Source organism: Mesorhizobium sp. M5C.F.Ca.IN.020.29.1.1 (assembly GCF_003997375.1).
In the GTDB taxonomy this organism is placed as follows: Bacteria; Pseudomonadota; Alphaproteobacteria; order Rhizobiales; family Rhizobiaceae; genus Mesorhizobium; species Mesorhizobium wenxiniae.
Map to the genome: position 1 here is coordinate 1 of NZ_RZSW01000191.1, position 10637 is coordinate 10637.

The window sequence follows — 10637 nt, forward strand, 5'->3', positions numbered from 1 at the left end:
GTCCGGGTCCGCGAAGGCCTTCGGGCTGGCGACACGGCCAACATGACGATCGAGATGCAGGTATGACAACATTGGCGCTGACGGTGACGCCCTATGCGGCGGCTAGTGCAGAAATACGCGGCGCGCCGACCTCCCCTTGGCAAGCCGACGGTCGGCTTGTATAGAGCCCGCCACCCTCAATTCCACTCTCCATCACAAGGACGACCCCATGGCGCTCGAACGCACCTTTTCCATGATCAAGCCGGACGCGACCCGGCGCAATCTCACCGGCGCCATTACCCGGATGCTCGAAGAAGCTGGCCTGCGCGTCATCGCCTCGCGCCGGGTGTGGATGAGCCGCCGCGAGGCGGAAGGCTTCTATGCCGTCCACAAGGAGCGTCCGTTCTTTGGCGAGCTGGTCGAGTCCATGTCGTCGGGCCCGACGGTCGTGCAGGTTCTGGAAGGCGAAGACGCCATTGCCAAAAACCGCGAAGTGATGGGCGCCACCAACCCGGCCAACGCCGCCGAAGGCACCATCCGCAAGGTGCACGCGCTGTCCATCGGCGAGAATTCCGTGCACGGCTCCGACGCGCCGGAGACCGCCGCGCAGGAGATCAAATACTGGTTCTCGGACACAGAGATCGTCGGCTGAGCCGATAAGTCCATCACCACGTCACATGCAAAAAAGGCCGGCGCAATGCTGGCCTTTATTCGTTGCGGCGATCCTGCACCGGATGCCGGCGCCCTCCACAGCGCATGATGCTCAAAAACCGAAACCGGTTTGAACGATCAGCTCGCGGCGTTGAAGCGCAGAATGACGCGGCCGTCCTTGTCTGCGATAACAAGCTTGCCGGCGTCAACATGGTAGGTCGCCGCCTTGGCCAGCGCCTCGAACAGCGCCTTTTCCTCGGCCATGATCTCGGGCGCGCAGGCTTTGAAGGTCGAACCGATGTCATTGATGGCGATCGTCGAACCATCGACTTTGGCGATGGCGAAGTACGCGTTGCAAGGACCGCTGCCGCCGGCCTTGCCGGCCTCGCTGATCCTGAACGTCGCCTGCGGCTCGGCGATCACACCAATGCCGTCGATATACTCGATCAGCCAGCTCTGCCCGAACACCGACGCCGACGCCGGCTGCTCGCTCGACGTCACCATCTTCAGCATGATGGTCTGCGGCGCGTCGCTCAGCGGATCGACGTGGTGGCGCATATCGGAGATGAACAACAGCCTGTCGTCGACGGTGATGCGCGCCTGCAGCACATAGGTCATATCAGGCCGGATCACCTGGGGATCGAAGCTGATCTCGAACTTGATCGGCACCTGGCCGGCCGGCGCCATCTTGCGCTCGCCGATGACAGCGGCCGGCGCACTGGCCTGCGAGACATTGGCAAGCTGCACGAAAAGCACGGCGTTGGGCGGCAGCGCGATGCGCTCGCGATACGTCACCTCGCCCTTCAGGGTCTTCTCGGCAGCGACGGACAACTCAGGCACCAGTATACCGACGACCAGCGGCATGACACCGAAGAGGAAGAACTTGGCGATCTTGCCCAGCACGATCCTGCTCCCCCAGCGCACCAAACTGGTCGCAACGTCTCGCAGGATTGCGGTGGTTCCGTGGCGCCCCACACACGCACTGTTCGCACGGCGGTGCCATCCGGCTTGTGGTCTTTGTTCGTCGGCCGCCTTGGCATGACCGGCATTATGCTCAAGCCAGGTCCCAGGCGATCACGAAGTCGTGTTCCCCAAAGATGTAACACAGCGGCCTCCGGACCGAACTTACCAATGCGCGCTTGAGGAACGGGCGCGCAACAACCCAATCGGAGGTGAAATCATGACAACGAGATCAACCGTGAGCGCAGCCTTTCTGGCCGGCGCCGTTGCCACGGCTCTTGCTTCTTTTGCGACGGCCGCGCCGCTATCCGAGGCAGAGGCCAAGGCGGCGATGGATGCCGGCAAGGAGAAGTGCTTTGGCGTCGCCCTGAAGGGGCAGAACGACTGCGCGGCAGGACCTGGCACTACCTGCCAAGGCACCTCGACTGTCGATTACCAAGGCAACGCCTGGAAGTTTGTCGACGGCGGCACCTGCACGACGATGGACCTACCCGGCGACCGCAAGGGCTCGCCCACGGAACTGACCCGCGACATCCCGTCGTAAGCAATGCAACTGCCCGGAAAGCGGAGACGAAGATGAACGGACTGGCCCCAGCATTCCGCATGTCGAAAACCTCGCGCTTTCCGGCACACCCGGTCGCCGGCCTTGCCGGCACCAGTTTCAAGCATGAACATTCGCACGCGATCATTGCCGGCGGCAGCAAGGACGGTTTCTTCGAGGTCCACGCCGAAAACTATATGGCAGCCGGCGGCCCGCCTCACGATGCGTTGACCAAGATCCGCCGCGACTATCCCGTTTCGCTGCACGGGGTGTGCATGTCGATCGGCGGACCGCGGCCGCTCGACAAAGCGCATCTCGGCCGTTTCAAGGCGCTCGTCGACCGCTATGAGCCGGCGCTCGTTTCCGAGCATCTCGCCTGGTCGACCCACGACACCACCTATTATAACGACCTGCTTCCGCTGCCCTATACGCCGGCAACGGTTTCGCGGGTCGCGGATCACATCGACGAAATGCAGCGGGCGATCGGCCGCCCGATCCTGCTCGAGAACCCCTCGACCTACGTCCTTTTCCCGGAATCGACGATGAGCGAGACAGATTTCATTCGCGAGCTGGTGCGGCGTACCGGTTGCGGCCTGCTGCTCGACGTCAACAACGTGTTCGTTTCGGCCACCAATCACGGCTATTCAGCCCTTTCCTACCTCGCGGATTTCCCGCTCGAACATATCGGCGAAATCCATCTGGCCGGGCACGCCGAGCAGGAGGATGACGAGGGCGATGTGCTGCTCATCGACAGCCATGACGGCCCGGTCGCCGACGCGGTCTGGAAGCTCTTCGATGTCGTCATCGGCCGATGCGGGCCGCTTCCTACGCTGATCGAATGGGACAGCGACATTCCCGACTGGCCGGTGCTCAAGGCGGAGGCGGCCGCCGCCCAGGCGATCCTCGACCGTCACGCCGACAGCGATTACATATTCGGAAAAGCCCATGCCGCAGGATGAGCTCCAGTCAGGCGATCTCGGCCACCGGTTTGACTATGCCGCGGCTTTCACCGCCGGTTTGCTCGATCCTGATCGCGCCCCGCCTGACGCTGTCTCGGGGCCGAACGGGAAGGCTGCAGTCAAGCGATATGCTGTCTACCGCAACAACGTCACGGTCAGCCTGATCGATGCGCTAGCCGCCAGCTTTCCAGCGACGCTGCGCATCACCGGCCCGGACTTCTTTCGCGCTATGGCGCGCTTTCACGTTCGCGAAACACCGCCCACCTCGCCGCTTCTATTCGAATACGGGCGCGACTTTCCCGATTTCATCGAGCGCTACGAATACGCGCAGTCGATGCCGTGGCTGGCCGACGTGGCGCGCATGGAGCGGGCTTGGCTCGACGCCTATCATGCCGCCGACGCGGAACCGTTGGCTTCCGGAGCACTGGCGTCGATCCCGCCCGAACGACTGGCCGATACCGTGTTCGTGCCGCACCCGGCAACGCGCGCCATACGCTCGCGCTATCCGGTCGTGACGATCTTCGCGGCAAACCGGAGCGACGGTCCTGTCGGGCGGATCGACGCAAACGGCCGTGAAGATGCGCTGATCACGCGGCCCGGCCTCGAAGTCTATGTCCTCCATATGCCGCCCGGCAGCGCGGTTTTTCTGGATCGCCTTATGGCGGGCGAGCCGCTCGGCGCGGCGGCCGCGGCAGCGTTTGCGGAGCGTGCCGAATTCGACCTTTCCGCCAACATTGCCGACCTGCTGCAAGCAGGCGCCTTCACAGCGGCACACCAGGGAGGATGAGCATGACGAACCATGGGCAGAACGCCAGCATCGAGCCGCGAGGGATCGCTGCCCTCGTCGAGAGGGTGAATGCCGCCCTTCGCACGAGTGCAACACCGTCGCTGACGCAGCTCGTCCTGCGATGCGCACTCGCCGTCCCGTTCTGGCGGTCCGGCGTCAACAAATGGGACGGTTTTTTACAGTTGAACGATGTCGCATTGCTGCTTTTCAGCTCGGAGCTCAAGCTGCATCTGCCCGGCGGCCCTTACAACTTCCCCGCACCTGGGCTGGTTGCGTTCGCCTCAGGGTCGGCGGAAATCCTGCTGCCAATTCTCCTTGTTCTTGGGCTGGCGACACGACTGGCGGCATTCGGGCTGCTGCTGATGACGTTGATCATACAGCTCACCGTGCCGGAAGGCTGGCCGCTGCACATCACCTGGGCGGCGATGGCGCTCGGCATCATGGCGTGGGGACCCGGCCGGATTGCGCTCGATCACTGGATCGGCACCGACAAGGGCTGACGAGGGCTGATGGGTTTCCACCCCTCTGGCGGTGAGGCGAAACGTCAATTTCGCTTCCAGCGGCTTGCGGCCTCGTCGTCGACCTCCTTGGCATCGACCCAGCCGCCTTGCGAGCCGTCGGTGTGGTGTTCCTTCTTCCAGAACGGCGCGCGCGATTTCAGGTAATCCATCAGGAAGTTCGCCGCCTCGAATGCCGCCTGCCGGTGCGTGGATGCAGCGACCACCAGCACGATGTTCTCACCGGGCGCGACCCTGCCATGGCGATGGATGGCGGTGAGGCCCTGCAGCGGCCAGCGGTGAACCGCCTCGGTGGCGATGCGGCCGATCTCGGCCTCGGCCATGCCGGGATAATGTTCGAGTTCGAGTGCCGCGAGCCTGCCCGCTTCATCGCGGCAGAGACCCGAGAAAGTCACCACGGCGCCGATGTCGGCGCGGCCTTGCGTCATCTTGGCGATCTCTGCGGCGACATCGAAATCCTCCGCTTGGATACGCACCGTCGGCACCACCGCGCCGGGCATTTCAGCCACCCGTCATCGGCGGGAACAGCGCGATCTCGCGCGCGCCGGCGATCTTCTCGCGGTGCTCGACATGTTCCTGGTTGATGGCGACGCGGATCACATCAGGATATTGCAGCGCGTGCTCGTACTCCTCGCCGCGCGATTTCAGCCAGCGCAGCAGGTCGGCCACCGTCTCAATGCCGGCGGGCAATTCGACATCCTCTTGCGGCTTGCCGATCCGCTCGCGCACCCAGGCAAAATAAATGAGCCTCGTCGACATCCTACTCGTCCATGATGTGCTTGAGGCCGGCGCGGAAATAGTCGTAGCCGGTGTAGAGCGTGACCAAGGCGGCGATCCACAACAGCACGAGCCCGGTCTGGGTGGTCAGCGGGAAGATCTTGTCGCCGGCAGGTCCGGCGAGCAGGAAGGCGATGGCGACCATCTGGATGGTGGTCTTCCACTTTGCCAGCTGCGTCACCGGTACCGAGACCTTCAGCGCCGCCAGATATTCGCGCAGGCCCGAGACCAGGATCTCGCGGCACAGGATGATGATCGCCGCCCACAGCGACCAACCTGCGATGCCGGCATGGCGATCGGTGTCGGCCGCCAGCAGCAGCAGACAAGTGGCGACCAGCAACTTGTCGGCGATCGGATCGAGCATCTTGCCGATATTCGAGGTCTGCTGCCAGGCGCGCGCCAGATAGCCGTCGAAATAGTCGGTGATCGAGGCCAGCAGGAAAACGATCAGCGCCGACCAGCGGGCGAAGTCGCTCGACTTCAGATGTCCTTCGAGAAAAAAACACAGCACAACCAGCGGCACCGCGAGGATGCGGGCATAGGTGAGCATGTTGGGCAGGTTGAATGCGCGCTGGGCCATATTTTTGGGAACTCTTTCTGCCTGCCTACTCAAATCAGAAGCGAATGTGGGGGGTCAACAGGCGATAGTCGATGGACCAACCGAAAATAGCCGAATCCATCAGCTCTCGTGAAAATGATTGTAGACCAGCTTCGCCACCTGCTCGGAAATGCCGTCGACCTTGACCAAATCCTCGATCGCGGCGCGGCTGACCGCCTTGGCGGTGCCGAAATGCATGAGCAGCGCGCGTTTGCGGCCGGGACCGATGCCGCTGATCTCGTCGAGCGGGCTCTTGACCATCTCCTTCTTGCGGCGGGCGCGGTGCGTGCCGATGGCGAAGCGGTGGACCTCGTCGCGCAGCCGCTGGACGAAATAGAGCACGGGGTCGCGCACGGGGAGCGAAAACGGTGGCTTGCCCATGACGAAAAAGCGTTCGCGGCCGGCGTCACGGTCCTGGCCCTTGGCGATGCCGATGGCCTGGACACGGTCCTCGATGCCGAGATCGGCGAGGATCTTGCGCACCGCTGTCATCTGGCCCTGACCGCCGTCGATGAGGATGACGTCTGGCCAGGCCGGGAAACCGCCCGCATGCTCGATATCGTCGCCCTGTTCGGACAGGATGTCGTCCGCCGGCTGTTCGCTCGGCGGCACGTCGCCATGTTCCTTCAGCAGTCGGGAAAAACGCCGCTCCATCACCTCGCGCATCATGCCGAAATCGTCTCCCGGCGTGATCCCGGTCGAGCGGATGTTGAATTTCCGGTACTGGTTCTTCACGAAGCCTTCAGGGCCGGCGACAACCATGGCACCGACGGCGTTCGTGCCCATGATGTGGGAGTTGTCGTAGACCTCGATGCGGACCGGTGTTTTCTTCAGGCCGAAGGTCTCGGCGAAGCCGGTGAGCAGCCGCCCTTGCGTCGAGGTCTCGGCCAGCCGGCGGCCGAGCGCCTCACGGGCATTCTGCAGTGCGTTGTCGGTTAAATCCTTCTTCTCGCCGCGCTGCGGCACCGAAATAGCCACCTTGCGGCCCGCGCGGGTGGAGAGCGCCTCGGCCAGCAACTCCTGGTCCTCGACGCCATGCGACAACAGGATGGTACGCGGCGTCGGCTTGTCGTCATAGAATTGCGCCAGGAACGAGCCCAGCACCTCGGCCGCGTCCAGCGCCGGATCGGCCTTGGGGAAATAGGCGCGGTTGCCCCAGTTCTGCCCGGTGCGGAAGAAGAACACCTGGATGCAGACCTGGCCGCCTTCCTGGTGGATGGCGAAGACATCGGCCTCGTCGACGGTCTGCGGGTTGATGCCCTGATGGCTCTGCACATGCGACAGCGCCGCCAGCCGGTCGCGATAGATGGCGGCGCGCTCGAAATCGAGATTTTCCGAAGCCTGCTGCATGGCAGCGGAGATATCGGTCTTCACCTTCTGACTGCGGCCGGACAAGAACTCCTTCGCCTCGGCGACCAGCTTGGCATAGTCGCCATGCGAGATTTCGCCGGTGCACGGGCCGGCGCAGCGCTTGATCTGGAACAGCAGGCACGGCCGGGTGCGGTTCTCGTAGAAGGAGTTGGTGCAACTCCTGAGCAGAAAGGCGCGCTGCAGCGAGTTGATGGTGCGGCCGACGGCGCCGGCCGATGCGAAGGGGCCGAAATAGTCGCCCTTGCGCGAACGCGCGCCGCGATGCTTGTAGATGCCGGGCGAGACGTGATCGCCGGTCAGCAGGATGTAGGGGAACGACTTGTCGTCCCGCATCAGCACATTGAATCGCGGCCGCAAGCGCTTGATGAGGTTGGCTTCCAGCAGCAGCGCTTCGATCTCGGTGCGGGTGACGACGAATTCCATCGTCGCGGTCTCGCGCACCATGCGGCCGATGCGGCTGGTGTGGAAACGGCCTTGCGCGTAATTGGTCACCCGTTTCTTCAGGCTGCGCGCCTTGCCGACATAGAGCACGTCGCCTGCGGCATTCATCATGCGGTAGACGCCGGGCGCGTTGGGCAGCCGTTTGACCAGCGTCTGGATGACGTCGGCGCCGACCATGCCGTCGGCATCGCCGGCATGCGGCGTCCAATCGATGACCGTGAAGGCAACGTCAGGACCGCCGGAACCGGGAGCTGACGTTTCGACGATCTCCTCCGCCGCCTCGTCCTCGAGGTCGACATCGGGGGGCAGGTCGTCGGCGGCGCCGCCCCGTTTAGGTTTCTGGTCCATGGGACTCATTCGATAATGCCTGTCACATCCGGCGTCTGCCATGCAAGGTGCTGGCCGCCGTCGAGCGCGATCATCTGGCCGGTGACCGAGCGCGCGCCCCAGAGATAGCGTATGGTGGCGCCGAATTCAGGCAATTCCGGGCCGCGCTTCAGGATCAGGCCGTCGACCTGCGCGGCAAAATCGCTGTCTTCCTGGCGCGCGCTCTTCAGCGTCGGGCCGGGGCCGATGGCGTTGACGCGAATGCGAGGCGCCAGCGCCTGCGCCATCATTTGCGTCTCTGTCCACAATGTCGATTTCGACAGCGCATAGGAGAAATAGCGTGGCGTCGGGCGCCAGACGCGCTGGTCGATCATATTGACGATCAGCGCTTCCTGGCCTTCTGGCAGCGCGCGGGCGAATTCTTGCGCCAAAAGTGCCGGCGCTTTCACATGGACGGCGAAGTGACGGTCCCAGGCAAGCCAGTCGAAGTCCTGAACTGTGTCCTCCACGAACAGTGAGGCATTGTTGACCAGCAGTGTAACAGGCCCGAGCGCGGCTTCGGCGCGGCCGATCAGGTCGCCGACCGCGGCCATGTCGGTCAGGTCGGCGGCGACCACAGCGGCACGGCCATCCTGGCCAAAATGGCCGCCGTTGATCCCCGCGGCCAACGCTTCCGCCTCGGCCCGCGAGCGGTTGCAATGGACGGCGACAGCAAAACCGTTAGCGGCAAGATCCTCGACGATCGCCTTGCCGATCCGCTTGCCCCCGCCTGTCACCAGCGCCGTTCCAGCGGCCTTGCTCATCCTGTCAATCCTTAATGGGCTTCGATTTCAGCCCGCCGGCGAAATATGGCCGGCCAAGCGTTAAATGCTTTTCGGACCTTGGGCAGCATTGTGGCAAAGCGGCCGGATCGGTCTTTCGACTGTGGCCGGGACTCGGCCGTCAGACCGCAATATAGGGCTCCGGACCCCTTGCTCCAAGCGGTGTTCAGCGCGGCACGGCAAAGCCTCCTGACACCATCTGTTGCGCTGATGCAACGTCAAAATTCAGCCTCATTCGTGCCGGGTAATGACCCAAGTTCAGGTTCGCTTCAGCCGCATTTCGACACGACATTCGGACCCGTTGAGCGCCAGACCCGTTTTTCCCCCCGGCGGGTTGAGGGCGCTTGTGAAAAGCAAGCCAGTGCCTGTGGCTTAAGGAGTAAAGAACAATGCAAGCCAATCTTAAATTTGCGCGACCGCTGGCGGTGGCGTTCGGGCTCTTCGCCCTCGGCGGAACCGCCTATGCTGCTGACGTCATCGCGGAAGAGCCGCCGGCCCCCGCTCCGATCGCCGAACTTCCGGTCGCTTCCTGGGCCGGTCCCTATACCGGTGTGAGCGTGGGCTACGGCTTCAGCGGTCACGCCGATGCCGAGGGTATCGGCACTGACGTCGACACCGATGGTTTTGTCGGCGGCGTCTTCGGCGGCTATCAGTGGCAGGCGGAGAACTTCGTCTACGGTGCTGAAGCCGATATCGGCTATAGCGGCATCGAGGGCGACGATGGCGGCGTCGAGGCCAAGGGCGGCTTCGAAGGCTCGCTGCGTGCCCGCCTCGGCTACGCCGTTACCCCGGAAATCCTGCTCTACGGCACCGCCGGTGGCGCGCTCAAGAACCAGGAGATCGAAGCGGCCGGCGTCAGCGACGAACAAACCATGCTCGGCTGGACGGCCGGCGTCGGTACCGACATCAAGATCACCGACAATGTGTTCGGCCGTGTCGAGTATCGCTACACCGACTTCGGCGACAAGGACTTTGACGGTATCGGCAAGGTCAAGTCGACCGACAACCGCGTCACCTTCGGCGTCGGTATGAAGTTCTAAAATCGTCCAAGCCACGACACGAAAAAGCCGGGCCTCGTGCCCGGCTTTTTTTATAACCCCTTCTCTGGCTGCGCTCACGCCGGGACGCAGGGTTTCAGCTCCGGAAACTTCTCGTCAAATCGCGCCGCCCAGCGGATCAGCCGATTGCGACCCTTTTCCCATTTTCCGGCAAAGCGCAGTGAGAGATAGCCAAGGCAGGCGCGCAGCGCCAGCTGGCCGGCGGTGATCTTCTTTGGCAGCTTTGGCGGATTGGCGTTGAGCAGATCGAGCGCGCTGGTGATCTTCGCCCACTGGCGGTGGAGCCACGGTTGGTAGACCATGTCTTCGGGGCGCGTGCGCCGCTCATAGACCATCGACAGCGCGCAGTCGCAGATGCCGTCGGCCAGTGCCTCAAGCACTTCCGCCTCGAGGCGCTTGTCGGGATTGCGCGGAAACAGCGCGTTCTTCGACATGCGGTTGAGATGCTGGGTAATGGCGCGGCTGTCGTGGATCGAGCGGCCGTCGTCGAGCACCAGCACCGGGATCTTGCCGAGCGGATTGGCGTCGATCAGCTCGGCCGGCTTGTCTTCGGTTTTTATCGGCACGAGATCGACTGCGATGCCGGCATAACGCGCGGCCATGCGCACCTTGGAACTGTAGGGTGATGTGGAGGCGTAGAGCAGTCTGGGCATGATCGGGTTCCTGGTTGCCGGCTACAGCGCCGCGTATCCTATTGGACGCGCAAAGGACGCCGTAGCGCTTTGATTTTTGTGCACTGTTGACTGGACATGCCGGCATGATCAACAGCCACAGGCGGAAAAACCGGGCGCCACGGAGAACGACGTCCTCCTCCGCGATCTTAGGCAATGAGCGGTACGGCAGTTGCAC

Annotated in this window: 13 protein-coding genes; 6 read left to right on the top strand and 7 right to left on the bottom strand. The window is 63.4% G+C overall.

Going from position 1 to position 10637, the window contains the following annotated elements; translation table 11 throughout:
- Window positions 1–208 precede the first annotated feature (208 nt).
- On the top strand, window positions 209–631 hold the full coding sequence (gene ndk, locus EOA85_RS16825; RefSeq protein ID WP_127210470.1) for a nucleoside-diphosphate kinase: 423 nt from the start codon (window positions 209–211) through the stop codon (window positions 629–631).
- A 137-nt stretch (window positions 632–768) separates the two neighbouring features.
- Here the strand turns inward: ndk and EOA85_RS16830 are convergent, their stop codons facing one another.
- Entirely contained in the window at window positions 769–1533 is a 765-nt protein-coding gene (locus EOA85_RS16830; RefSeq protein WP_127210471.1) for a YbaY family lipoprotein, read from the bottom strand.
- 277 nt (window positions 1534–1810) lie between these two features.
- Between EOA85_RS16830 and EOA85_RS16835 the strand changes: the two genes are divergently transcribed.
- The 4 genes from EOA85_RS16835 to EOA85_RS16850 are packed head-to-tail and all read left to right on the top strand — an operon-like array spanning window position 1811 to window position 4377.
- Window positions 1811–2134 (top strand): DUF2282 domain-containing protein, encoded by a 324-nt coding sequence (locus EOA85_RS16835; protein WP_164759703.1) that lies wholly within the window; start codon window positions 1811–1813, stop codon window positions 2132–2134.
- A 32-nt stretch (window positions 2135–2166) separates the two neighbouring features.
- Window positions 2167–3090, top strand: a complete 924-nt coding sequence (locus EOA85_RS16840) for a DUF692 domain-containing protein (protein WP_127210472.1) — start codon at window positions 2167–2169, stop codon at window positions 3088–3090.
- Window positions 3077–3877: a DNA-binding domain-containing protein gene (locus EOA85_RS16845; protein ID WP_127210473.1), complete on the top strand. Its 801-nt coding sequence runs from the start codon at window positions 3077–3079 to the stop codon at window positions 3875–3877. The genes EOA85_RS16840 and EOA85_RS16845 overlap by 14 nt, the downstream gene beginning before the upstream one ends.
- A gap of 2 nt (window positions 3878–3879) precedes the next feature.
- Window positions 3880–4377, top strand: coding sequence for a DoxX family protein (locus EOA85_RS16850; RefSeq protein WP_127210474.1), 498 nt, complete (start codon window positions 3880–3882; stop codon window positions 4375–4377).
- Between the two features lie 44 nt (window positions 4378–4421).
- Here EOA85_RS16850 and EOA85_RS16855 read toward each other — a convergent pair whose 3' ends face one another.
- From EOA85_RS16855 to EOA85_RS16875, 5 genes are all read right to left on the bottom strand, one after another.
- A complete protein-coding gene (locus EOA85_RS16855; protein ID WP_127210480.1) occupies window positions 4422–4895 on the bottom strand; it encodes a molybdenum cofactor biosynthesis protein MoaE in 474 nt (157 codons plus the stop codon).
- A 1-nt stretch (window position 4896) separates the two neighbouring features.
- Complete coding sequence (moaD, locus tag EOA85_RS16860; protein ID WP_065008951.1) at window positions 4897–5154, bottom strand: molybdopterin converting factor subunit 1; 258 nt, start codon at window positions 5152–5154, stop codon at window positions 4897–4899.
- A 1-nt stretch (window position 5155) separates the two neighbouring features.
- Complete coding sequence (gene pgsA, locus EOA85_RS16865) at window positions 5156–5752, bottom strand: CDP-diacylglycerol--glycerol-3-phosphate 3-phosphatidyltransferase (RefSeq protein WP_127210475.1); 597 nt, start codon at window positions 5750–5752, stop codon at window positions 5156–5158.
- Between the two features lie 99 nt (window positions 5753–5851).
- Window positions 5852–7939: an excinuclease ABC subunit UvrC gene (gene uvrC / locus EOA85_RS16870; RefSeq protein ID WP_127210476.1), complete on the bottom strand. Its 2088-nt coding sequence runs from the start codon at window positions 7937–7939 to the stop codon at window positions 5852–5854.
- Window positions 7936–8712, bottom strand: coding sequence for an SDR family oxidoreductase (locus tag EOA85_RS16875; protein WP_127210477.1), 777 nt, complete (start codon window positions 8710–8712; stop codon window positions 7936–7938). Before EOA85_RS16875 ends, uvrC begins: the two co-directional genes overlap by 4 nt.
- A gap of 407 nt (window positions 8713–9119) precedes the next feature.
- Between EOA85_RS16875 and EOA85_RS16880 the strand changes: the two genes are divergently transcribed.
- Window positions 9120–9770 (top strand): outer membrane protein, encoded by a 651-nt coding sequence (locus EOA85_RS16880; RefSeq protein ID WP_127210478.1) that lies wholly within the window; start codon window positions 9120–9122, stop codon window positions 9768–9770.
- Window positions 9771–9844: 74 nt separating this feature from the next.
- Here EOA85_RS16880 and EOA85_RS16885 read toward each other — a convergent pair whose 3' ends face one another.
- Window positions 9845–10441 carry a glutathione S-transferase family protein gene (locus tag EOA85_RS16885; RefSeq protein WP_127210479.1) on the bottom strand — a complete coding sequence of 199 codons (597 nt, stop codon included), beginning with the start codon at window positions 10439–10441 and terminating at the stop codon, window positions 9845–9847.
- Between the last annotated feature and the right edge of the window lie 196 nt (window positions 10442–10637).